The 21,899-nt window shown below is 65.6% G+C and carries 24 protein-coding genes; 11 read left to right on the plus strand and 13 right to left on the minus strand.

The window, feature by feature from the left end; all coding sequences use genetic code 11:
• The first annotated feature begins 67 nt into the window (after positions 1-67).
• Entirely contained in the window at positions 68-952 is an 885-nt protein-coding gene (locus tag QM712_RS13600; RefSeq protein ID WP_415023618.1) for a Ku protein, read from the plus strand.
• Positions 953-1,093: 141 nt separating this feature from the next.
• On the opposite strand, the gene QM712_RS13605 is transcribed toward QM712_RS13600, so the two are convergent.
• The 6 genes from QM712_RS13605 to QM712_RS13630 all read right to left on the minus strand — a co-directional run bounded on the left by QM712_RS13605 (position 1,094) and on the right by QM712_RS13630 (position 9,249).
• Positions 1,094-1,783, minus strand: coding sequence for a response regulator transcription factor (locus QM712_RS13605; RefSeq protein ID WP_415023619.1), 690 nt, complete (start codon positions 1,781-1,783; stop codon positions 1,094-1,096).
• Entirely contained in the window at positions 1,780-4,503 is a 2,724-nt protein-coding gene (locus QM712_RS13610) for a DUF4118 domain-containing protein (protein WP_415023620.1), read from the minus strand. The genes QM712_RS13605 and QM712_RS13610 overlap by 4 nt, the downstream gene beginning before the upstream one ends.
• Positions 4,504-4,543: 40 nt before the next feature.
• The gene (locus QM712_RS13615; protein ID WP_415023621.1) at positions 4,544-5,149 is read right to left on the minus strand and encodes a K(+)-transporting ATPase subunit C; all 606 of its coding nucleotides are present in this window, start codon (positions 5,147-5,149) and stop codon (positions 4,544-4,546) included.
• 46 nt (positions 5,150-5,195) lie between these two features.
• Complete coding sequence (kdpB, locus tag QM712_RS13620; protein ID WP_415023622.1) at positions 5,196-7,310, minus strand: potassium-transporting ATPase subunit KdpB; 2,115 nt, start codon at positions 7,308-7,310, stop codon at positions 5,196-5,198.
• A gap of 34 nt (positions 7,311-7,344) precedes the next feature.
• The gene (gene kdpA, locus QM712_RS13625; RefSeq protein WP_415023623.1) at positions 7,345-9,048 is read right to left on the minus strand and encodes a potassium-transporting ATPase subunit KdpA; all 1,704 of its coding nucleotides are present in this window, start codon (positions 9,046-9,048) and stop codon (positions 7,345-7,347) included.
• Positions 9,049-9,159: 111 nt separating this feature from the next.
• Positions 9,160-9,249 carry a K(+)-transporting ATPase subunit F gene (locus tag QM712_RS13630; protein WP_131869582.1) on the minus strand — a complete coding sequence of 30 codons (90 nt, stop codon included), beginning with the start codon at positions 9,247-9,249 and terminating at the stop codon, positions 9,160-9,162.
• Between the two features lie 621 nt (positions 9,250-9,870).
• On the opposite strand from QM712_RS13630, the gene QM712_RS13635 reads away from it, so the two are divergent.
• From QM712_RS13635 to QM712_RS13680, 10 genes are all read left to right on the plus strand, one after another.
• A complete protein-coding gene (locus tag QM712_RS13635) occupies positions 9,871-10,338 on the plus strand; it encodes a hypothetical protein (protein WP_415023624.1) in 468 nt (155 codons plus the stop codon).
• Positions 10,339-10,360: 22 nt separating this feature from the next.
• Positions 10,361-10,639, plus strand: a complete 279-nt coding sequence (locus tag QM712_RS13640; RefSeq protein WP_415023625.1) for a hypothetical protein — start codon at positions 10,361-10,363, stop codon at positions 10,637-10,639.
• Between the two features lie 131 nt (positions 10,640-10,770).
• Positions 10,771-11,025, plus strand: coding sequence for a hypothetical protein (locus tag QM712_RS13645; protein ID WP_415023626.1), 255 nt, complete (start codon positions 10,771-10,773; stop codon positions 11,023-11,025).
• Positions 11,026-11,047: 22 nt separating this feature from the next.
• The gene (gene dapA / locus QM712_RS13650; protein WP_415023627.1) at positions 11,048-11,965 is read left to right on the plus strand and encodes a 4-hydroxy-tetrahydrodipicolinate synthase; all 918 of its coding nucleotides are present in this window, start codon (positions 11,048-11,050) and stop codon (positions 11,963-11,965) included.
• A gap of 26 nt (positions 11,966-11,991) precedes the next feature.
• On the plus strand, positions 11,992-12,387 hold the full coding sequence (locus QM712_RS13655) for a hypothetical protein (RefSeq protein WP_415023628.1): 396 nt from the start codon (positions 11,992-11,994) through the stop codon (positions 12,385-12,387).
• 112 nt (positions 12,388-12,499) lie between these two features.
• Entirely contained in the window at positions 12,500-12,691 is a 192-nt protein-coding gene (locus QM712_RS13660; protein WP_415023629.1) for a hypothetical protein, read from the plus strand.
• 45 nt (positions 12,692-12,736) lie between these two features.
• A complete protein-coding gene (locus QM712_RS13665; RefSeq protein ID WP_415023630.1) occupies positions 12,737-13,117 on the plus strand; it encodes a hypothetical protein in 381 nt (126 codons plus the stop codon).
• A 105-nt stretch (positions 13,118-13,222) separates the two neighbouring features.
• A complete protein-coding gene (locus QM712_RS13670; protein ID WP_415023631.1) occupies positions 13,223-13,351 on the plus strand; it encodes a hypothetical protein in 129 nt (42 codons plus the stop codon).
• Between the two features lie 85 nt (positions 13,352-13,436).
• Positions 13,437-14,072 carry a uracil phosphoribosyltransferase gene (gene upp / locus QM712_RS13675; RefSeq protein ID WP_415023632.1) on the plus strand — a complete coding sequence of 212 codons (636 nt, stop codon included), beginning with the start codon at positions 13,437-13,439 and terminating at the stop codon, positions 14,070-14,072.
• A gap of 33 nt (positions 14,073-14,105) precedes the next feature.
• Entirely contained in the window at positions 14,106-15,680 is a 1,575-nt protein-coding gene (locus QM712_RS13680) for an AMP-binding protein (protein WP_415023633.1), read from the plus strand.
• A gap of 6 nt (positions 15,681-15,686) precedes the next feature.
• Here the strand turns inward: QM712_RS13680 and QM712_RS13685 are convergent, their stop codons facing one another.
• From QM712_RS13685 to QM712_RS13715, 7 genes are all read right to left on the minus strand, one after another.
• The gene (locus tag QM712_RS13685; protein WP_415023634.1) at positions 15,687-16,598 is read right to left on the minus strand and encodes a flagellin; all 912 of its coding nucleotides are present in this window, start codon (positions 16,596-16,598) and stop codon (positions 15,687-15,689) included.
• A gap of 15 nt (positions 16,599-16,613) precedes the next feature.
• On the minus strand, positions 16,614-18,389 hold the full coding sequence (flgK, locus tag QM712_RS13690; RefSeq protein WP_415023635.1) for a flagellar hook-associated protein FlgK: 1,776 nt from the start codon (positions 18,387-18,389) through the stop codon (positions 16,614-16,616).
• A gap of 18 nt (positions 18,390-18,407) precedes the next feature.
• On the minus strand, positions 18,408-18,863 hold the full coding sequence (locus QM712_RS13695; RefSeq protein ID WP_415023716.1) for a flagellar protein FlgN: 456 nt from the start codon (positions 18,861-18,863) through the stop codon (positions 18,408-18,410).
• Positions 18,864-18,878: 15 nt separating this feature from the next.
• Complete coding sequence (locus tag QM712_RS13700; protein WP_415023636.1) at positions 18,879-19,139, minus strand: hypothetical protein; 261 nt, start codon at positions 19,137-19,139, stop codon at positions 18,879-18,881.
• A 3-nt stretch (positions 19,140-19,142) separates the two neighbouring features.
• Positions 19,143-20,408, minus strand: a complete 1,266-nt coding sequence (gene flgE / locus QM712_RS13705) for a flagellar hook protein FlgE (protein WP_415023637.1) — start codon at positions 20,406-20,408, stop codon at positions 19,143-19,145.
• A gap of 31 nt (positions 20,409-20,439) precedes the next feature.
• Entirely contained in the window at positions 20,440-21,105 is a 666-nt protein-coding gene (locus QM712_RS13710; RefSeq protein WP_415023638.1) for a flagellar hook assembly protein FlgD, read from the minus strand.
• A gap of 374 nt (positions 21,106-21,479) precedes the next feature.
• Complete coding sequence (locus tag QM712_RS13715) at positions 21,480-21,752, minus strand: hypothetical protein (RefSeq protein WP_415023639.1); 273 nt, start codon at positions 21,750-21,752, stop codon at positions 21,480-21,482.
• Positions 21,753-21,899 lie beyond the last annotated feature (147 nt).

Genomic DNA, 21,899 nt, shown 5'->3' on the forward strand with positions numbered 1-21,899 from the left:
GATCGGAACCAAAACCCCGGAGGCCGGTTGGAGTTCCTGAAACGCCTTGAAATCACTGGAGAATGGCATGGCCCCGCGCGCCTACTGGAAGGGGACGTTGAAGCTGTCGCTGGTCAGTTGCCCGGTCGCGCTCTATCCCGCGACGACCGCCGCCGAGAAGACGCGGTTTCACATGATCAACCGCGAGACCGGCAATCGGCTCAGGCAGCAGATGATCGATTCCGTGACCGGCGATGTCGTCGAGGACGGCGAGAGGGCCCGCGGATACGAGCTGCACAAGGGCAAGTATGTCGAGATCGAGAAAGAGGAGCTCGAAGCGGTCCAGATCGAGAGCAACCACGCCATCGACATCGAGAGCTTCGTACCGCGGCACGAGATCGACCAGCGCTATCTCAACCATCCCTACTACATCACGCCTGATGGCAAGGCCGCGGTCGACGCCTTTGCCGTGATCCGCGATGCCATGAAGGACGAGGAACGCGTTGCGCTCGCCAGGATCGTGCTCACCAATCGCGAGCACGTCATCGCCATCGAGCCGCTGGCCAAGGGCATGCTCGGCACCACGCTGCGCTACCCCTACGAACTGCGCGACGAAGGCGAGTTCTTCGATGACATCAAGAGCCCGAAGATCACCAAGGACATGGTGGAACTCGCCAGCCACATCCTCCGCACCAAGGCCGCGCATTTCGATCCCTCGAAATTCAAGGACGAATACGAGACCGCGCTGAAGACACTGGTCAAACGCAAGGCCAGCGGCAAGACCATCGCACGTCCCGAACCCGAGGAGCGCCCCAGCAACGTCGTCAGCCTGATGGACGCGCTGAAGCAGAGCCTGAAAGGACGCGGCGGCAAGAAGACGGCGGCGAAATCCCATGCGCGGCGTGCGACCGGGCGACAGCGATCCACGCGAAAAACGCAACGCTCTGCGGGGAGGCAGCGGAAAGCGGGTTAGATCTCAGCCGCGAATTTCGCTTTTTCCCCTCATGGTGAGGAGGCGCGAAGCGCCGTCTCGAACCATGTGGGCCGCTCTGCCACAGGCGGGCCTTGATCCTTTGAGACGCGCGTTCCCCGCTCTCGGGATGAGGATCGAAGACTAATCCCCCGCCTTCAGCCGATACCCGATCCCCGTCTCCGTCAGCACATATTGCGGCCGTTCCGGATCGGCTTCGATCTTCTGCCGGAGCTGGCGGACATAGACGCGCAGATATTGCGCGTCCGTCAGCTCGTCCCATAGCTCCTTGAGCAGGAAGCGATGGGTGAGCACCTTGCCGGCGTGCTGCACGAGTACGCGCAGGAGATCGTACTCCTTCGGGGACAGCTTCACGTCGCGATCGCCGAGCTTGACGATGCGCCGGACCAGATCGACGGACAGATCGCCGGTCCGGAACACCGGGCGCTCGCCCTTGATCTGGAGCTGGTGCCGCAATGCGGCGCGCAGGCGTGCGAGCAGCTCGTCCATGCCGAACGGCTTCGTCAAATAGTCGTCGGCACCGAGATCGAGCGCCTGCACCTTGCCGGCCTCGTCGCCCCGGCTCGACAGCACCACGATCGGCACTCCCTCATTGCGGGCACGGATGGTCCGCAGCAGCTCGTGGCCCTGGATGTCGGGCAGGCCGAGATCGAGAATGATCAGCGCAGGCTCTTCGGCGAGCTTTTCCAGCGCAGTCTTGCCATTCGGCGCTTCCAGGATCTCGTAACCCTGCGTCGTGAGACCCATCCGCAACAATTTGCGGATCGGCGGCTCGTCGTCGATCACCAGGACCTTGATCGGGGCAGCGCTCATGCGGCGGTATCCAATGCGTGGGTCTGAGCGGGAACGGGCAGACGGATGGTGAGCACCGCACCGCTCCGGTCACCCCGATTGGCAGCCGAGATCGTGCCGTGCATCGCCTCGATGAAACCGCGGGAGATGGCGAGGCCGAGCCCGGTGCCCGGACGGACATGGTCGCCCTTCTGCGCACGGTAGAACTTGTCGAACACGCTTTCGAGCTCGTCAGGCGGAATGCCGCCGCCCTCGTCGGCCACCTGGAGCACCACGTGGTCCTTGTCGCGGTGACTCCTGATCGAGACCGTGGTGTCGGCCGGCGAATATTTCGCGGCGTTGTCGAGCAGGTTGAACAGCACCTGCTCGAACAGCACCGCATCGAGTTGCAGCATCGGCAGATCGGCGGCGAGCTCCAGCTCGACCTTGTGCGCGGTCAGGATCTTGCTGGCCCTCCGAAGCGCGCTGCCGACGATCTCGCCGAGATCGTGCAGCGCGGTGTTAGGTACGATGGCGCCGGACTCGAGCTTGGTCATGTCGAGCAGGTTGGCAATGAAGCGGTTGAGCCGCTCGGACTCGTCGATCACGGTCGCGAGCAGGTCGCGTTTCTCGGTGTCGGACAGCGCACCCGCGAGATCACGCATGGTCGAGGCCGCCCCCAGCACCGAGGCCAGCGGCGTCTTCAGGTCGTGCGAGATCGAGGTCAGCAGCGCCGATCGCAGCCGTTCGGACTCGACGCTGCGCTTGACGCGGTCCATGTCCTCGACCAGCAGCACACGCTCGATCGCGAGCGCCCCCTGGTCGACCAGCGCGTCAAGCAGCCGGCGCTGGTCCGGCGTCAGCAGCGGTCCAGTGCGGTCATTGTCGATCCCGATCACGCCGATCGGGCCCCGGCCGGTACGCATCGGCAGGAACAGCCGCTTGGCGCCGGGCAACGTGTCCGAGCCGCGGCCGGCAGGACAATCATTGCTCCAGGCCCAGTTGGCGGCGGCGAGGTCGGCCTGGTCGAGTTGGTCTTCCGGCGGATAGCCGGATTTCACCGTGAGCAGCCCCTCCTCCGGCAGAAGCAGCACGACGCGGACCTTCAGCATCAGCGCGGTCTGATAGGCCGTCGCCCACAGCACGTCGTCCAGCGTGCCAGTGCCGGCGAGCTTGCGGCTGAACGCATAGAGTTGCTCGGTCGTCCTGATGCGGCCGATCGCCGTGTCGGCCTGCGTTCGCACCCGGCCCGCCACATTGGACACCAGGATCGCGATCAGCATGAAGAAGAAGAACGCCGCAACATTGGTCGGATCGGTGATGGTGAAGGTGTAGACCGGCGGCAGGAAGAAGAAATTGTAGGCGAGCGAGGCCGTAATGCTCGCAAGCAGCGACGGCCACAGCCCATAGCGCACGGCCACGACCACCACCGCGGTCAGGAACACCAGATCGACATTCTCGATGCCGAACCGCGGCTTGATCACCGCAGCCGCGGCGAGGCCGATCGCGGTGATTCCGATCGCCTTGAAGTAGGGCAGCGCGTCGAAGGAGTCGGACTTAGCCGTGGTCTGCACCGCCGTCTTCGGCGCGGGCTGGTCGGCAAGCTCGTCCCCCGGAATCACGTGAACGCTGATGTTGCCGGCGCGGCGCACGAGATCGTGTACGACCGAGCCGCGCGCCATCTCGAACCAGCGTGAGCGCGTCGACTTTCCGATCACGATCTGCGTGACGTTGTTGGCGTGCGCGAAGCTGATGACGTCGTCGGCGATGCGGCGGCCGACGGCAGGAATGGTCAGCGCCTCGCCGCCCAGCGATTCGGCGAGCCGCAGCGTGTCCGCAAGCCGGTCGCGCTCGTCGTCCGAAAGCTGGAGCGAGCGGCGGGTCTCGATCGAGATCGCGGTGAACGGGGCATGCAGACGGTCGGCAAGGCGCTTGGTGTAGCGCACGAGGCCCGCCGCGCGCGGATCCTCGCTGACGCAGACCAGGATACGTTCGCTCGCCGCCCACGGACCGGCGATGGCGTTGGCCTGCATGTGGGTGAGGAGCTGCTCGTCGACGCGCTCGGCCGTGCGCCGCAACGCCAGCTCGCGCAACGCGGTGAGATTGCCCGGCGAGAAATAATGCTCCAGCGCCCGCTCGGCCTGCTTGGAGACATAGACCTTGCCCTCCCTGAGGCGCTGTATCAGGTCGTCCGGCGTGAGGTCGATCAGCTCGATCGCGTCCGCGCGGTCGAATATCGAATCCGGCACGGTTTCGCGCACCCGCACGTGCGTGATCTGGGCGACGACGTCGTTCAAACTCTCGATATGCTGGATGTTGACGGCGGTGTAGACGTCGATGCCATGGGAGAGCAGCTCCTCGACGTCGAGGTAGCGCTTCGGATGGCGGCTGCCGGCCGCGTTGGTGTGGGCGAGCTCGTCGACCAGGGCGAGCCTTGGTCGGCGTGCGATCACGGCATCGAGATCCATCTCCTCGACGATCTGACCGCGGTAGTCGAGCCGCTTGCGCGGGATCACCTCGAGCCCGCGCACCAGCGCCTCGGTCTCGGCGCGGCCGTGAGTCTCGACGAAGCCGACCACGACATCGATGCCGGCCTTGCGCTTGGCATGGGCGCTCTGCAGCATCTCGTAGGTCTTGCCGACGCCGGGGGCGGCGCCGACGAAGATCTTCAGCTTGCCGCTCGCGCTCTCTTCCCGGCGCGCGGCCTCAAGCAGCGCTTCCGGGGAAGGACGTTGTTCGGGATCGCGGCGCTCTCGGACCATCAGGCCAATATAGTCATCCAGGCATCCCCGGCATAGGCCGCTACTTCGCCGACGCGCGGTCGAGCGCGAGGTTCAGCGCCAGCACGTTGACCCGGGGCTCGCCGATCAGGCCGAACAGGCGGCCCTGGGTGTTGGCGGTCACCAGCACCTGCAGCGCGTCTTCCGAGATATTGCGCGCCCTGGCGACGCGCGGCACCTGGAATTGAGCCGCTTCCGGCGAGATGTCCGGGTCGAGGCCGCTGGCCGAGGTCGTGACCAGGTCGACCGGAACGGCGGCCTTCGGATTCTCATCCTTCAGCCTGTCGACGTCCTCCTTCAGCCGGTCGGCCAGCGCCTTGCTGGTCGGGCCGAGGTTCGAGCCGCCCGAGTTCGCGGCGTTGTAGGGGGCCGGCACCGTCTTGGTCGAATCATTCGGGTCCGGCGCAACCGTCGCCGAGAGACGGCCGTGGAAATATTTGTCGTCCTTGAACTCCTGCCCGATCAGGGCGGACCCGACCACCTTGCCGTCCCGTTCGACGAGGCTGCCTTGCGCCTGGGCGGGGAAAACCGCGCCGGCAATGCCGGTGATCGCGAGCGGATAGGCCAGGCCCGTGATGGCGGTGAGCGCCAGCAGCACGACGATGGCGGGGCGAATTTCTCTGAGCATGTTGTGTCTCCTACGATTTCGTCATTTCGTGCATCGCGGCCATGGGTCAAGCCAGATGCAGCGCAGCGACGACGAGGTCGATCGCCTTGATACCGACGAAGGGAACCACGATGCCGCCGAGGCCATAGATCAACAGATTGCGCCGGAGCAGCGCGCCGGCGCCGACGGCGCGATAGGCGACGCCCTTCAGCGCCAGCGGAATCAGCGCGATGATGACCAGCGCGTTGAAGATGATTGCCGACAGGATGGCGCTCTGCGGGCTCGCGAGGTTCATGATGTTCAGCACGCCGAGCTGCGGGTAGAACGCCAGGAACATCGCCGGGATGATCGCGAAGTACTTGGCGACGTCGTTGGCGATCGAGAACGTCGTCAGCGCGCCGCGCGTCATCAGGAGCTGCTTGCCGATCTCGACCACTTCGATCAGCTTGGTCGGGTTGGAGTCGAGGTCGACCATGTTGCCGGCCTCACGGGCCGCCTGGGTCCCGGTGTTCATGGCGACACCGACATCGGCCTGGGCAAGTGCGGGCGCGTCGTTGGTGCCGTCGCCGCACATTGCCACCAGCTTGCCCTTGGCCTGCTCGTCGCGGATCAGCTTGAGCTTGTCCTCGGGGGTCGCCTGCGCCAGGAAGTCGTCGACGCCGGCCTCGGCCGCGATTGCGGCTGCGGTCATCGGGTTGTCGCCGGTGATCATGATGGTTCGGATGCCCATGCAGCGCAGCTCCGCAAAGCGCTCGCGGATGCCGCCCTTGACGATGTCCTTGAGCTGGATCACGCCGAGCAGGCGGCCATCCTTGGCGACCGCCAGCGGAGTGCCGCCGGATTTCGCGATCTCGTCGGCAATCGTCTGGATCTCGCGGCCGACGTCCGAAAGCGCCGCCGGCTGAAGCGCACGGGCCGCATTCCCGGAGGCGATGGCCAACGGCGCTCCGCCGCCGACATAGTTCAGCATCGCATCGACCGCGCCCTTGCGCACCGACGAGCCGCCGGCGTCGACGCCGCTCATGCGGGTCTGCGCGGTGAACGGAACGAAGGTCGCGCCAAGCTCGGCCATGTCGCGGCCGCGAATGCCGTACTTCTCCTTCGCCAGCACCACGATCGAGCGTCCCTCCGGGGTCTCGTCCGCGAGCGAGGCCAGTTGGGCGGCATCCGCGAGCTCCTGCTCGGTGGCACCGCGCACCGGGCGGAACGCGGTCGCCTGGCGATTGCCGAGCGTGATCGTGCCGGTCTTGTCGAGCAGCAGCGTGTCGACGTCGCCGGCGGCCTCGACGGCGCGGCCGGACATCGCCAGCACGTTGAAGCGGACCAGCCGGTCCATGCCCGCGATGCCGATCGCCGACAGCAGCGCGCCGATCGTGGTCGGGATCAGCGTCACGAACAGCGCGACCAGCACGACCACCGAGATCGAGCCGCCGGCATAGGCCGCGTAGCTCGGAATGGTGACGGTGGCGAACACGAAGATGATGGTGAGACCGGCGAGCAGGATGTTGAGCGCGATCTCGTTCGGCGTCTTCTGCCGTTCGGCGCCCTCGACCAGCTTGATCATGCGGTCGATGAAGGTCGAGCCCTGCGCCGCCGTGATGCGCACGCGGATCCAGTCGGACAGCACCTGCGTGCCGCCGGTCACCGCCGAACGGTCGCCGCCGGATTCGCGGATCACGGGCGCGGATTCGCCGGTGATGGCGGCCTCGTTGACCGAGGCGACACCCTCGATCACCTCGCCGTCCGACGGAATGGTGTCACCGGCCTCGACCAGCACGATGTCGCCGACCTTCAGGCTCGTGCCGGGGACCAGCCGGAAGGTGCGGTCCGTGCCGGTCAGCAGCTTGGCCTGGCTTTCGGTACGCGTCTTCCGCAGCGACTCCGCCTGCGCCTTGCCGCGGCCCTCGGCCACGGCTTCGGCGAAATTGGCAAACAGCACGGTGAACCAGAGCCAGAGGATGATCTGGAAGGTGAAGGCGAGGTTCCCGCCGCCCGTGACCAGATCGCGCAGGTAGATCACGGTCGTGAGCGCAGCCACGATCTCGACCACGAACATGACGGGATTCTTGGCCATCAGCCGCGGGTCGAGCTTGGTGAAGGACGCGCGGATCGCCGGCATGACGATCTTGGGGTCGAGCATCGCCGATACGGACACGCGCTTTTGCAGTTTCATGGTTTCCATGGAGGTCACTCCAGAACGATCAGAAGGCATTGGATCAAAACACTTGGCCGGCATTCATCGCGAGATGCTCGACGATCGGGCCGAGCGCGAGCGCCGGGAAGAAGGTCAGGCCGCCGATGATCAGGATCACGCCGACGACGAGGCCGACGAACAGCCCGCCCGTGGTCGGGAAAGTCCCCGCCGACGGCGGCACGGACTTCTTGCCCGCGAGCGAGCCCGCGATCGCCATCGCCGGGACGATCATGAAGAAGCGACCGACGAACATCGCGCAGGCAAGCGTCAGATTGTAGAAGAAGGTGTTGCCGCTCAGGCCCGCGAAGGCGGAGCCGTTGTTTCCGGTCGCCGACGTATAGGCGTAGAGCACCTCGGTGAAGCCGTGCGGGCCGGCATTCGCCATCGATGCGACCGCCGCCGGATAGACCACGCCGACCGCGGTCCAGCCGAGATACATCAGCGGCAGCACCAGGATCGCCAGCATCGCCATCTTGACCTCGCGGGCCTCGATCTTCTTGCCGACATATTCCGGAGTACGGCCGACCATGAGGCCGGCGACGAAGATGGCGAGGATGACGAACAGCAGCATGCCGTAGAGGCCGGCGCCGACGCCGCCGACGATGATCTCGCCGAGCTGCATGTTGATCAGCGGGATCATGCCGCCGAGCGCGGTGAAGCTGTCGTGCATTGCGTTGACTGCGCCGCAGGAGGCGGCCGTCGTGACCACGGCGAACAGCGAGGACGCCACGATGCCGAAGCGGACTTCCTTGCCCTCCATGTTGCCACCGGTCAGGCCCAGCGCATGCAGCGTCGACGTGCCGTTGGCCTCCGCCCAGTACGCGATGGCGACGCCGGCGACGAACAGCGCGCCCATCACGGCGAGGATGGCCCAGCCCTGGCGCTGGTTGCCGACCATCCGGCCGAACACGTTGGTCATGGCGGCACCGATCGCAAAGATCGAGATCATCTGCACGAGGTTCGACAGCGCCGTCGGATTCTCGAATGGATGCGCGGCGTTGGCGTTGAAGAAGCCGCCGCCATTGGTGCCGAGCATCTTGATCGCGACCTGCGAGGCGACGGGACCGACCGCGATGGTCTGCTTGGCACCTTCGAGCGTGGTCGCCTCGACATAGTCGCCGAGCGTCTGCGGCATCCCCTGCCAGACCAGGAACAGCGCATAGACGACGCAGATCGGCAGCAGCACATAGAGCGTGCAACGGGTGACATCGACCCAGAAATTGCCGATCGTGCGCACCGAGGCGCGCGAGAACCCGCGGATCAGGGCCACCGCCAGGGCAATGCCGGTTGCGGCCGACAGGAAGTTCTGGTGCGTCAGGCCCAGCATCTGCACGAGATACGACACCGTGCTCTCGCCGCCGTAGTTCTGCCAGTTGGTGTTGGTGATGAAGGAGATCGCCGTGTTGAACGAGAGATCCTCGGCGACCGCGGACTGCCCGGCCGGGTTGAACGGCAGCACGGCCTGAAGCCGCATCAGGCCGTAGATGATCAGGAAGCCGCCGACATGGAACAACAGCATGGCGATCGTGTAGGTCAGCCAGTGCTGCTCCCGCCTCTCGTCGACGCCGGAAATCCAGTAGATGCCGGCTTCGATCGGCCGCAGCACCGGCGACAGGAAGGTCCGTTCGCCTTCGAACACGCGCGTCATGTACCAGCCGAGCGGCTTTGTCAGCGCGACGACAATGACGCAGAACAGAATGATCTGGAGCCAACCGATGACAGTCATGGCATCAACCCTTCGGGAATTGGGGCCTGCGCAGAAGCGGCAGGAGCAATGCGAGCAGGCCGGCAACGAGCACGGCATGCGCCAGCAGCAATCCGAGAAGCAGCAGCACGGTCAAAACCGCTCGGGCCGCAGCAGCGCGTAGGTGAGATAGAGCAGGATGCCGAACGAGACGGCGCCGGCCAGCGCATAATCGAAGATCATGGTCCGCTCCGTTACAGCCGTTCGCAGACGTAGGTGTAGCCGATCGCGAGCGCGAAGAAGCCAAAGCCCAGCGCCAGCATCAAGATGTCCATCATGGGATACTCCTCGCTACGCCCTCAAACCGGGCGCAACCGTCTCTCTGAACCCGACGGCATCGCTGGAAGGGAGCACAACGTGCTTCCGCGGCGCCAGCCGGAGCTTTCACCGCGTTGAAGTGCCATCACGGACATAGGTTTTCGAGATGAGGGCTATGGCGAAGTTATAGGAATCTCATAAAGGCCGGCCAAGGAAGCGATGGAGTTCAGTCGGTCAATATGTGATGGCCGGCTGACGACACGATCTCCTCCGTCGTCCCGGCGAAGGCCGGGACCCATCACCACAGAATCGGGGTTGGGCGAAGACTGGCGATGACCGGCCGCGCGGCCAACACCGACACGGCGTATGGGTCCCGGCCTGCGCCGGGACGACGCTTGAGAACGGGCATCGCCGTGGCCCTGCTCGCCCGACACTTATGAAATCCCTATATTTCCTGTCCCCTCCACATCTCGTTTTCAAATGCCGTTCCAGCCATGTTGGGACGAGGCCGGCCGACTGACCGACGCACTTTCCAGGAGGCCCGACATGACTGCTGCACGCCGACACGATGACCCGCTTCCGCTCGCCGAGCGGCTCCGCGACGCGCGGGCGATGGCGCGACCGTTGATGCTCGACATCATCGATCACGCCTGCCGACGCATTCCTTCGCTCGGACAGAGGGAGCCAAGCGCACGCATCACGCGCCTGGTCGATGCCGAGGCCTGGGCCGATGCTGCACTCGCGCTGATGGAGATCGAGCTGCCGCAGTGGCAGGTCCGCCGCATCGTCTATGACGAGGGCGAATGGCACTGCGCCCTCTCGCGGCAGCGCGAATTGCCGGACTGGCTCGACGTAGCAGTTGAAGCCCGTCACACCGATCTCGCTCTGGCCCTGTTGTCGGCCTTCATCGAGGTCCAGACCGCCGTCGCAGAAGCGTCGCGCCCCAGCGTGCCCTCGGTGCGTCCGACGCCGGACGCGCTTTACGAGCCGCTCGTCTGCGAAAATTTCAGCTAGGCCAGCCCGACGGGTTTCCACCTTGGCGCAATCTCGAAATTTATCGCCCACGCTGAGCCCGGCACGGGTCATCGCGCGCTTTGCCGTTCGCATCGTCCTGCTCGCCGCCTTTGCTGCCTTCGGCAGCATCGGCTTCGGCCGCAGCCTCGCGGCCCTGCTCTGGATGTCGGTCATCCTGTGCATCACCGTCGGCTTCATCAGGCGCGAACCGCTGTTTCGCACCTCGCTCAATCATTGGGACGAAAGCATCGCATTCGGCGCGCTGTTCGCGCTGGTCCACGTCGTCAACGACCTCGCCTGAGCTCGCGGGATTTATGACCTTCCTATGAGATCGTCGCGTGGCCTCACTCGAAATCATATCCGCTCGAAAAGATATTGGCGGACGGACGCAGGGCACGCTCCTGCGGCTAACGTCACTCGGAAGGAATATCCATGAAAATCGTCGAACCTCCCTCGTGCAGCTCGCCCTCGACCATTGTCTTCATCGGCAGGAACCGCCGGGGACAATGGGTCGCGCAGGAGCAGAACGGCCTCTATGGCGGCCTGTTCGTCAGCCGCGCGCAGGCGGTCAAATATGCGCTGTTCGAGAACGGCCAGCATCCGGAAACCATCGTCGAGTTGCCGCGCGCGATCGAGCTCGACATGGGCAGGAGGCCCGTCGTCGACGCGCCCAGCCGCGCCGCCTGATTTCCCCGCTTCGGTAACGACCATGTTCACCCCTCCCTCCGCCTGGTTCACAGGCTTCATCCCAGACCTGCCGACGCCGTTCGACGCGGCGGATGCGGTCGATATCGAGGCGTTGGCCGCTCTCTGCGAGCGGCAGATCGCGGCCGGCGTTCCCGCCATCGTCGTCTGCGAAACCGCCGGCGAGGCGCCGACGCTCTCGCCGGCCGAACAGGAGCTGATCATCCGCACCGCGGTCGATGTCGCCCGCGGCCGAGCCCGGATCATCGCAGGCGCCATGTCGAACGCGACCGGCCATGCCATCACGCTGGCGCGACGCGCGGAAGCGGCGGGCGCGGATGCCGTGATGACGGCGGTCCCCGCCTACAACAAGCCGATGCAAGAGGGGATGCTCGCGCATTTCCGGGCGATCGCCGCTGCGACCGGGCTACCCGTGATCCTGCACGATGCACCCGTGCGCACGCTGCGGCCGCTGGCCGACGAGACCATCCTGCGTCTTGCCGGTTCCCGGCAGTTCGTAGCCTTGCGCGACGGCAGCGGCGACGTCACGAGACCCCTTCGCCTCGCCCGGCAGCTGCCGGCCGGCTTCCGCTTCCTGTCCGGCGACGACAGCACCGCCTTCGCCTTCATCGCGAGCGGCGGCGATGGCGCGGTCTCGGAGATCGCCAACATCGCCCCGGATCTCTGCCGTACCATCTTTTCGCAGCTCAGGCAGGGCCGCCTGCAATCCGCCCGTTATCTCGACAAGCGCCTCATCGCGCTGATCGCCTGTCTCGGCAAGGAGAGCCCGGCGGCGCTGAAATACGCGCTGAGCCTGCTCGGCCTGATGTCACCGGTCACCCGGCTGCCGATCACGCCGCTGGACAATACCGGCCAAGCGGAAGTCACCAGGGCATTCGCCGCGATCGACGACGAAGAGTTGATCGACGGCGTCGGAGCCTGACTCTGCCGGTCCGCGCGGAATGCCGCATGAGTTCACCGCCGTTGTCCGATGGACGTCACAGGCTGCTTCGCGCCTGGCAGCTGGCGCTGCTGCGTTTCGCCGTGACGCGAGACCATGGCGACAGGTTGCATGCCGCGGCCGTCGCCGGGGAGCTCGATCGTCTTGGCCGCAACACCGAAAACTCCCTCCACTTCTTCCGGCGAACCAGCTCCCGGCTCTGCGCGGCGATCGATGGAGAGCAGGACAATGCGGACGCCGTGCTGGAGCGCTTCTGCCGGCAGCTGGACGAGCCGCGCCTGCGGCACGCCTTTGCCGCGGCCGTCGGCATCGCGCGACCGGACACCAGGCCATCTGAGGTCCGTCCGAAACGCAACCGCGATCTGTTCCGGGGACTACCTGGGCGACGGACGGCCTGCTTATGACATTCCTATGCCGCGGCCCCGGCGCTCATCTCGCAATCCTACGCACTCATGGCCATCATCCGAAGCAGATTGCGGCGGTCACGCGCCGCCACGCTGATCAGGGAATATCGGGATGTCGATGCTCACACATGGCTTTGAACGCTCGACGGGGTGGGCGGATCGCCCCGCGCGGATGTCGCGGGAGCACAAGGTCCAACTTAGGCGTCTCGCGCTGCGCGCACTGGCCGTGCTCTCGATGGGCGGCGTGCTCACCGCGCTCATCGCGCTGAAGACCGCCATCTATGTCTGGCACCTTCATGCCTGACCGGCGCAAACTGTCATGACCTTGCAGATGTGTGAGGAGGCCGCCATGGCCGCGATCGCCCTTCAAGCCGACCGGCAGCTTTCCGAACGCCGGAGATACGCCGTTTCCGGCACCGACGGCAGCGCGTTCAAACCGCTCGATCCCGATGTGGTCAGCGCGGCCATCCCCGCCTTCTTCATCGGACGCAACAGGGCCGGCCTCTGGGTCGCGCGCGATGCCAACGGAGGCGCCGGTGGCCTCTTCCTGTTCAGGGCCTCCGCGATCGAGTTCGCCAGGCGCCGGAGCGCGCCGGCGCGATGCGCGCTGGTGTTTCTCAACGAGGTCTTCGAGCTCGACATCGACAACCGGGGCAATCCGCTGGTCGCGATCGCCGGACACTGGCTCGACCAGGCAAGGCGGCGCCTCCCGCAGCCGGCTGCGAAATAGGCAATCACGACATGGTCGAACTCAAGATCATCATCCTGATCGCATTGATGGGCGCCCTGCTGCTCGGCCTGCGCATCACGGCAACATCGGCGCGGGATCGCTAGCATGCAGCCGTTCAGGGGACACCTGGAGCAGGTGGTCACCACGACCATTCTGACCATGACCTCGAGCCTAATCTGGGGCGCCATCCTGACGGTGGTGATCACGCTCGTGGCGCGCGGGGTCGGAGTCTAGCTCCGTCCCGCTCTCGGCGGCGATCACGGTGGAAGCCGAGGCCCCCGATCTGGTACAATCTCAGGGAAGCGTGTAGAGCGGTTCCATGAGCTTTCACAACGTCAACGTCGTCACCCATCCGCTGGTCCAGCACAAGCTCTCGCTGATGCGGGAGCGGGACCGCTCGATCAAGAGCTTCCGCGAGCTCCTGAACGAGATCGGGATGCTGCTCTGCTACGAGGTGACGCGCGACCTGCCGCTCGAGCTGGTCGACATCGAGACACCGATCTCGTCGATGCAGGCGCCGAAGATCGCCGGCAAGAAACTCACGCTGGCGCCGATCCTGCGCGCCGGCGTCGGCTTCCTCGACGGCATGCTGGCGCTGGTGCCATCGGCGCGCGTCGCCCATATCGGGCTCTACCGCGATCCCGACACGCTGCAGGCTGTCGAATATTACTTCAAGGCACCGCAGGACCTGTCCGACCGCACCGCGATCCTGATGGACCCGATGCTGGCGACCGGCAACTCGGCCTGTGCCGCCGCCTCCCTGCTCAAGGAACGCGGCGCCCGCGACATCCGCTTCGTATGCCTGCTGGCCGCCCCCGAGGGGGTCGCGCAGTTCCAGCAGGACCATCCCGACGTGCCGATCTGGACTGCCGCCGTCGACGAGCGGCTGAACGAACACGGCTACATCGTGCCCGGCCTCGGCGACGCCGGCGACCGGATGTTCGGCACCAAGTAGACAGTCTTGCGCAATCGGGTTACTCCGGTTGCCATGCGCCCCAACGATGTCTCGCTGCAATCGCTGATCGGCACCGACACGGCCGCCGGTCCCGCCTTCGTCTTCGACGGCACGCCGGTCACGCGGGCGGAGTTTTCCAGCAAGGTCGAGCAGACCGCGGCCTGGCTTGCCGCGCAGGACATCGACAAGGGCGATGTGGTAGCGGTCTGGCTGGTCAACCGGGTCGAATGGGTCGCGCTGCTGTTCGCCGCCGCCCGCCTCGGCGCTGTCATCGCCGCCGTGAATACGCGCTATCGCGCCGCGGAAGTCGCCCACCTGCTCCGCCTGTCCGGTGCGAAGCTGCTGGTGGTCGAGGCGGCGTTCCGTTCGATCGACTTCGCCGCCATTCTCGCCGATGTCGACAAGGCTCATGTGCCAGCGCTGAGAAAGCTCGCGGTGGTCGGCGCCGATGCGATTCCGGCACACTGGCCCAGCGTAGCGTTCGACGCCTTCACGGCCGACTCTCCGCCGGCCCCGCCGCCTCAGGACGACGTTGACCTGCCCGTGCTGCTCTACACGACCTCCGGCACGACCAGAGGACCGAAGCTGGTCGCGCATTCGCAGAGGACGCTCGCCACGCATGCCGCCGCCGTCGCCAAGGCACTGGCGCTATCGCCGCGACGTCATTCCCTGCTGGCCCTGCTCCCGTTCTGCGGCACGTTCGGCATGACCGGCCTGCTCGCCTTCCTCGCAGCCGGTGCGACCATTCACGTGCTCGACGCTTTCGAGGCGGCCCCGGCGCTGAACATCCTCGGCACGCAGAAGATCACGCATTCCTTCGGCTCCGACGAGATGTTCCGCCGCATCCTCGCGCTCACCGATGCACCGCGTCCGTTCCCGCATGCCGAGATGTTCGGCTTTGCGGCATTCCAGCCCGGCTGGCGCGAGCTTGCCGCGGAGGCCGAGGCGCGCGGCATGTCGCTGTTCGGTCTCTACGGGTCCAGCGAGGTGCAGGCCCTGTTCTCGATCGGCCGCGCCGGTGATGCCTTCACCGACCGCATCGAGGGGGGTGGCTGGCCGATGTCGCCGGACGCTCGGGTCCGCATACGCGACACCGAGACCGGGGCGTCCGCTGCTCCCGGCGTCTCCGGCGAGATCGAAATCAGCGCGCCATCACGATTCCTCGGCTACTTCAACAATCCGGACGCCACGCGCGAAGCGATCACCGCGGACGGCTTCTTCCGCACCGGCGACATCGGCCGGCTGCGCGGCGACGGCGCCTTCGTCTACGAGACCCGCGCCGGCGATGCGATGCGCCTCGGCGGCTTCCTGGTCGCGCCCGGCGAGATCGAGGACGAGCTCAAATCCTGCGACGGCGTTGCCGACGCACAGGTCGTCGCGGTCGATCTGAAAGGCCAGGCGCGCTGCGCCGCCTTCGTGATCGCGGCCGGTGAACCGCCACGGGAGGAGACGCTGATCGCCAGGTTGCGCGAGCGGCTGGCGGGATACAAGATCCCGGCACGGATCTATGTCGTCGAGGCCTTCCCCGTCACCGACAGCGCCAATGGCGTGAAGATCCAGCGCGCCAGACTTCGCGCCATCGCGATGGAGCGGATCGCGTCCGAATAGCTGCGGCTATTTCAGATAGCTCGCCAGATTCATGCTCAGGATCTTGGAGAGCGCCGAATAGGACGCCGTGAGCTGCGCCTGATAGGTCGAGAGCTGCGCCGTGATCGCGGCGACGTCGACGCCGGTGAGATCGTTCGACAGGGTGGACGCATAGCTCTTGTAGTCTGTCTGGCGCGTGCTCGCGGTCTCGATCGCGGACGACGCGTTCGACAGCTTCGCCTGCACCGCCGAAGTATCGTCGAGCGCCGTGCTGGCGAGATTGAGCGCGTTCGATATGTCGGAAGACGACAGCGAGGTGCTGTTGGCGACGAACTTCAGCACGCGCATGACCTCCTCGAACGCCGAATTGTCGGCGGTCACGCCGTAGGACACCGTCTGATCGGCCGCGACCCGCACCGAGGCGATCTCGTCATTGCCGTTATAGTAGCTGGTATCGGCCGTCGTGGTCGAGCCTGTGCCGGAGGAAAAGCTGGTGAGGTCGACCGGCGCCGTGTCCGTCTTGCTGCCGCCGAAAACGTACTGGCCGTCATACTGCGTGTTCATCAGCGAGCCCATTTCCTGCAGCATCTGCTGGGCGGAGCTGATCACCGACGTGGTCGCGGTCTCGGTTCCGGTCGAGGCGGCACTGAGCTGGGACCGAAGCTGCGTGATGATGTCGGTCATCGAGCCGACGGCCGAATACATCACCTGGACCTTGCTGTCCGCGATGGTCGCCGCATCGATGTAGGACTGCGCGCGCGTCACCGAGACCTGCAGGTTGACGACATGCTGCGCATTCGAGCCGTAGCCGCCGAAATCGGTCGAGATGACACCCGACGATTCCTGGATCTGCTCGTTGGCCATGACCGACTCCACGCGCATGGCGTCGGCGATCATCAGGTTCGATTGAGCGAACGTGGCCACCCGCATCGCCGTCATGGACCTGCTCCCGCCTTAGGACGACTGCACGGCGGTCAGAAGCGCCGAATACATCGTGTTGATGGCCTGGATCAGCGCGGACGCCGCGGTGTATTTGTTCTGGAGCGTGCTGAGCTTGGCCGATTCCTCGTCGAGGTTGACGCCCGATTGCGACGACAGCGAGTTCGCGTAGGTGGACTGCGCGGTCTGCTTGGCCGTGTAGTTGGCGGACGCCTGCGACGACTTGCTCGCGACGTCGGACACGATCGTGGCGGCATAGTCGGCGAAGGACCCGGTCGTGGCCGCAAGTCCCCCGGTGGAGGCGAACGTCCGCGAGCCCGTCAACGCGTCGTAGAGGGCATTGACAGTCGTCGCCGAGCCGGACGACAGCACGTTGCTGCCGACCGTGAGAGACGATGAAGAATCCAGCGTCGCGAGCTGCAGCCCGCTCGTTCCGGACAGGATGCTGCTGTTGACGGCAATGTCCGACGCACCCGTTCCCGTTACGAGGTCGTTGAGGCCGAAATAGTCAGAGAACCCCTCGCTTGAGCTTCCGACCGAGCTCGTCATCTCGTTGATGGCCACACCATTGCCGGATCCCGTCGCCGTGATCGAGAGATGGCCGTTGGAATCCACCGACGCGGACACTCCGGAGATGCCATTGATCGCGGTGACGAGATCCCCGACCGTGGAATAGGACGACAGGTCGAGATCGTCGTAGGAGACCAGATTGCCGCTCTGGTCGGTAACGGCGATGCGGACCGTTCCCGAGGCCGAGAGCGGCGTGCTGCTGGTGACGCTGGTGGTGCCGGTCAGCGTCGTCGGCGCCGGCACCGTGGAGGCGCTGTTGGAGACGCTGTTCATCGCCGAGGTCAGCTGCTGGGCGAGCTGGTCGAGCTGGGACTGCGCCGCCGGCAAGGTCTTGTCGCGGAGCGTGATCAGCGCTCCGATCTCGCCGCCGGTGATCTGGGAGGTGATATCGACGCCGTTCACCGTGATCGCGCTGAAGCCGCTCGACGACGAGCCGGCAGTGTAGGCCGTCGACGCCGTCACATTGGCCGCGGTCGTGTAGCTGATCGTATGCGCGGTGCTGTCGACCAGCGCCTGGCCGGTCGTCGTGTAGATCTGCAGATCGCCGTTCGACGCCGTGAAATAGCTGATGTTCATCTTGGACGCGACGTCCTGCAGCGCGGTGTTGCGCTGGTCTTCCAGGTCGGCGGTCGACTGGCCCGCCGCCGCCGTCTGCTTGATCTGGGCGTTCAGGCTCGCGATCTGCTGGAGGTCCGCATTGACGTCGTCGATCGAGGATGAGATGTCCTGATCGGCGTTGGCGCGCAGCTTCTGGATGCCGCTCGACGTCTCCCGCAACTGGCTCGCGACCGCATCGAGCGCGCTGACGACGTTGGACTGCAGCGACGCGCTGCTGGGCGTGCTGGCAAGCGCCGTCAGGGCGGATTCCAGCGACGCGATGTTGTTGGCGAGCGAGGTTCCGGTCGTGGAATCGCTGGAGCTGCTGGTCGACCCGTAGAGCTTCTGCAGCGACGTCAGATAGGTGTTGGTGGCATCGGCCGCGCCGAGATCGGAGGTCGCCCCGATCAGCGATTTCAGCAGGAGCTTGTCGACCGTCGAGGTGATGCCCGTCACCGTGACGCCGGTGCCGACGCCATTGGTGACGCTGCTCGACTGGTTCGCGGTCTTCTCGGTGTAGCCCGTCGTATCGGCGTTCGAGATGTTCGACGACGTCACGCTGATCTGCACGGACGTGGCCGACAGGCCGCTGAAGGCGATCGATCGTGCGATGTCGAGCGACACGGCGGGCTCCTCGCGTCGTCAGGCGCTGCGGATGGTGCCGCTGGACACGGCGCGGGTCGCGACACGGCCGGAGGCGCCATAGGGCGACACCGCCGCGATCTGCTCGCGGATCGCTTGCATCACCGCCTCGATCCGGCGATTGCTGGCCTCGATCGCCGCCCGCAGCCGCACCAGGTTCTCATCCATCGCCGCACGCAGCTTGAAGATCCGCTCGAGCAGCTGCTCGCGCAGGATCCGGTCACGCACATTGAGGCTGGTCGTGCCAGCCGCGCACTCGGCGACGGTCCGCTCGAAGATCTCCGCCAGCCGGTTCTTCTCGTCGACCTGTTTCAACCGCGAGGCCGGCAGGCCCTTGGCGAGCTCCACGTTCTCCTCCGCGACCAGAGCGGTCAGGGTGTCGATGAGCGTAATCAGCGACTTGATGCGCGTATCGCTTTCCGCGGCGCTCGTCTTCTTGGCTTGAGCTACAATCATGGTCATCGCCTTCTTCTAGTTATGCCGTTTGCCGCGGCCGGCCTGCGAGCTGCGCGTGTAAGCGCCGATCGCGGTCGCCCTGACGGTCGCCTGCCTCATCTCGCCCTCGATCTCCGCGCATTCGCGCAACAGGTCGCGGCGGGTCACCTCGACGTCGTCCAGCAGAGCCAGCAATTGCTTGCGGTCGCTGCCCGCGACGGTCGCCGCGCGCGCCACCAGCCGTCGCAGCTTGCGCAGCAGCGCCTCTCCGGCGATCCTGGCCTCCTCGCTGCGCATCGCTCACCTCATCGCCGAGATGAGGGTGTCGTACATCTTGTTGACGGTGGAGATGACCTGCGACGCGGCGGAGTAGGCCTGCTGAGCAGAGATCATGCTGGAGAACTGGCTGCTGGTATCGGTGGTCGACGATTCCAGCTCGCTGCCGTAGATGGTGCCCGCGCCGTTCTCGCCCGAAGACTGCAACGAGGCATTTCCCGACGTCACGGTCGCCGAATAGATCCCGTCGCTGGCAGCCGACAACCCGTTGGGATCGGCGAAGGTCGCGACCGCGATCTTGTAGATCGCAATGGTCTGGCCGTTGGAATAAGTGGCGTCGACCACACCGTTCTTGCCGATCGAGATGCTGGACAACTTGCCGTAGGACAGTCCGTCCGAATCGATGCTGGTGACGTTGACCGACGGCGTCGTCTCGCCGGACGCGTATTGCGTCAAGCCGTCGGTCTTGCCGGCCGTGCCGAGATTGAGCGTGATGGAGCTGTCAGCAGCGCCGTCGGTCCAGCCGGTCACCGCCACGGTCGGGGGGCTCGGGCTGGTGCTGGCCAGCGATCCATCGCTGTTGAACGTGATGTCGACGGTACCCGAGGCCGTGCCCGTTGCGGTCGTCGAGTCCGACGAGGAGGTCGGATTGGCGAAGCTCGCGCTCCAAGTGTTGGTGCCCGTCTTGGTCCAGGTGACCTGCATCGAGTTCGCCGCACCGAGCGAATCGTAGACCGTCATCGAGCTGGTATAGGTGGCGCCGGTCGCGGCATCGGACGGAAGGTTGGCCGCGATCGAGGTCTTGGTCGTGGCGCTGCCGCTGGTCGAGGCGACCTGGGTGTTGATGGCCTCGAGGCTGCTCGCCGATTCATTGCCGATGACATTGCCATCGGCGTCGGTGCGCCATCCCTCGAGGTAGTTGCCGTTGTTTTCGAGATAGCCGGCATTGTCCGTCGTGAAGGCGCCGTTGCGGGTGTAGCCGACGGTGCCGCCCGACGTGGCATTGGTCACCACGAAGAAGCCGGATCCCTGGATCGCGACGTCGGTGGCGTTCGAGGTTGCGGCGAGCAGGCCCTGCTGGGTGATGTTGGCGCGGCCCGAGACGGTGACGCCGCCCGAGGCATAGGTGCTCGCATTGTTCGATGCGGTGACGAGCGCGTCGAACATCGCCGACGTCGTCTTGTAGCCGGTCGTGTCGGAGTTCGCGATGTTGTCGCTGATCATCGAGAGGGATTGGCTCTGCGCGCTGAGCGCCGAGATCGCCGAAGATAATGCGCCGGTGAGACTCATGATGAAACTCCAGGAAAATCGGGACGTGAAATCAGGACGTGACGCCGATGATGTTGGCGGCGCTGACGGAGACGCCGTTCACAGTGAGCGACGGCGTGGAAGTCGAGGTGTCGATGCCGGTCACGGTCCCCGTGACGGTCGTGTAGTTCAGGACCGAATTGCCGGCCGAGTCCGTCGCGTTCACCGTGATCGTGTATTGGCCGCCGTTGGCGAGCTGCGTCCCGCTGGAATTCTGGCCGTCCCAGGTGAAGGTGTTGGAGCCGGCATTCCCCGTGCCGGTGCCGCTCCACACCGTGTTGCCGGAGGAGTCCTGAATGCTGATCGACACGTTCGAAGCCGCCGAGGACAGCGAATAGCCGAACGTCGCGGAGCCGTTGCTCAACGTCGACGTGCTGGTCTTCGCTTCGACGGTGTGACCGATATAGTTCACCGAATTGAGCGTCACGAGACTCGAGAACGAGCTGGCAAGCGACGAGAGATTGGTATTGATCGACTGCTGCTGGCTGAAGTTCGCGTAGGACGTGAGCTGATTGATGAAGTCGGTGGTCGAGGTCGCGTTCAGCGGATCCTGGTTCTGAAGCTCACTGACGAGCAGGCTCAGAAAATCGCTGGACGTCAGCGTCGACGAAGACGACGTGCTCGACGAGGACGTCGTCGTGGTGGCTGTCGAGGCGGAGCTCGTCGCGGAAACTGTCATCGGTCACTCCGATACGCATGCAGCCGAGCCATGAGAGAAGCGGCGGGCTGCACTTGAAATCTGTGTGCTGATGAAACGCGCGGGCTTGCGAATTCAGGCGCGGATTCACTGGTGCGGAAACCGCTTTCCACGCGGCAAAATCTGCCGCGTCCACGCGTCGGGCGGGCGACGGCCGCGAGCCGGTTGCGCAGATGAAGCTGCGTGACGTCGCCTGCCGAGAATGGGATTGAATGAGACCAGCGGCCTGCGAGGACGGCGAGAGTCGGCCTCGTGGAACACTCACCCGAATTCGATCGACGTGCGAATTCGGCCTCTCATCGCGAACGAGGAGAGAATGTTCAGAACCGGCAACGGAACTCGTTCGAGGAAGAGCTTCAGCTCCCCGCGGTCTCGCCTTCGGTGCGTGGCTCGGCGGTGTCGGTCTTCAGTTTCGCGGCGGCGGCGACGATGCGGTCGGCAAGACCAGCGGGTGCCCGGACCGGAGGGGCCGCGAGTGCGCGGCGCAAGGTCCGCGCCTCCTCCAGGAGGGCCCGGGCGGCGGCAGACTGGGCGACGAGTTGCTCGGCGGGCAAGCGCCGATCGTCGGGCCAGAGGGAGAGGTCCTCGCCCAGCCGATCGATCAGTTCCTCAAACTCGGTGACGTCCATCGCCCGCCGATCCCGCCTCGGTCAGGCCCCTCATAAAGCATTGCGGGCGCGACGGAAACCGGATTTCGGCCGGAATAGGCTGCAAAAGTGCCCGCGGCAGCGCGGAACGCGGCCGAATGGCAGGCCCGACGCCGGCCGGCTCCTTCC

Origin of the sequence: Bradyrhizobium sp. (assembly GCF_047605465.1) — a bacterium.
In the GTDB taxonomy this organism is placed as follows: domain Bacteria; phylum Pseudomonadota; class Alphaproteobacteria; order Rhizobiales; family Xanthobacteraceae; genus Bradyrhizobium.

Coding starts and splice junctions, on each gene's coding strand:
- QM712_RS13700 (WP_415023636.1), bottom strand. CDS start 19,139: ATGCGCAGCGAGGAGGCCAGGATCGCCGGAGAGGCGCTGCTGCGCAAG.
- dapA (WP_415023627.1), top strand. CDS start 11,048: ATGTTCACCCCTCCCTCCGCCTGGTTCACAGGCTTCATCCCAGACCTG.
- QM712_RS13715 (WP_415023639.1), bottom strand. CDS start 21,752: ATGGACGTCACCGAGTTTGAGGAACTGATCGATCGGCTGGGCGAGGAC.
- upp (WP_415023632.1), top strand. CDS start 13,437: ATGAGCTTTCACAACGTCAACGTCGTCACCCATCCGCTGGTCCAGCAC.
- QM712_RS13615 (WP_415023621.1), bottom strand. CDS start 5,149: ATGCTCAGAGAAATTCGCCCCGCCATCGTCGTGCTGCTGGCGCTCACC.
- QM712_RS13630 (WP_131869582.1), bottom strand. CDS start 9,249: ATGATCTTCGATTATGCGCTGGCCGGCGCCGTCTCGTTCGGCATCCTG.
- QM712_RS13670 (WP_415023631.1), top strand. CDS start 13,223: ATGCAGCCGTTCAGGGGACACCTGGAGCAGGTGGTCACCACGACCATT.
- QM712_RS13695 (WP_415023716.1), bottom strand. CDS start 18,863: ATGATTGTAGCTCAAGCCAAGAAGACGAGCGCCGCGGAAAGCGATACG.
- QM712_RS13680 (WP_415023633.1), top strand. CDS start 14,106: ATGCGCCCCAACGATGTCTCGCTGCAATCGCTGATCGGCACCGACACG.
- QM712_RS13635 (WP_415023624.1), top strand. CDS start 9,871: ATGACTGCTGCACGCCGACACGATGACCCGCTTCCGCTCGCCGAGCGG.
- kdpA (WP_415023623.1), bottom strand. CDS start 9,048: ATGACTGTCATCGGTTGGCTCCAGATCATTCTGTTCTGCGTCATTGTC.
- QM712_RS13710 (WP_415023638.1), bottom strand. CDS start 21,105: ATGACAGTTTCCGCGACGAGCTCCGCCTCGACAGCCACCACGACGACG.
- QM712_RS13685 (WP_415023634.1), bottom strand. CDS start 16,598: ATGACGGCGATGCGGGTGGCCACGTTCGCTCAATCGAACCTGATGATC.
- QM712_RS13605 (WP_415023619.1), bottom strand. CDS start 1,783: ATGAGCGCTGCCCCGATCAAGGTCCTGGTGATCGACGACGAGCCGCCG.
- QM712_RS13660 (WP_415023629.1), top strand. CDS start 12,500: ATGTCGATGCTCACACATGGCTTTGAACGCTCGACGGGGTGGGCGGAT.
- QM712_RS13610 (WP_415023620.1), bottom strand. CDS start 4,503: ATGGTCCGAGAGCGCCGCGATCCCGAACAACGTCCTTCCCCGGAAGCG.
- QM712_RS13655 (WP_415023628.1), top strand. CDS start 11,992: ATGAGTTCACCGCCGTTGTCCGATGGACGTCACAGGCTGCTTCGCGCC.
- kdpB (WP_415023622.1), bottom strand. CDS start 7,310: ATGGAAACCATGAAACTGCAAAAGCGCGTGTCCGTATCGGCGATGCTC.
- QM712_RS13600 (WP_415023618.1), top strand. CDS start 68: ATGGCCCCGCGCGCCTACTGGAAGGGGACGTTGAAGCTGTCGCTGGTC.
- QM712_RS13665 (WP_415023630.1), top strand. CDS start 12,737: ATGGCCGCGATCGCCCTTCAAGCCGACCGGCAGCTTTCCGAACGCCGG.
- QM712_RS13645 (WP_415023626.1), top strand. CDS start 10,771: ATGAAAATCGTCGAACCTCCCTCGTGCAGCTCGCCCTCGACCATTGTC.
- flgE (WP_415023637.1), bottom strand. CDS start 20,408: ATGAGTCTCACCGGCGCATTATCTTCGGCGATCTCGGCGCTCAGCGCG.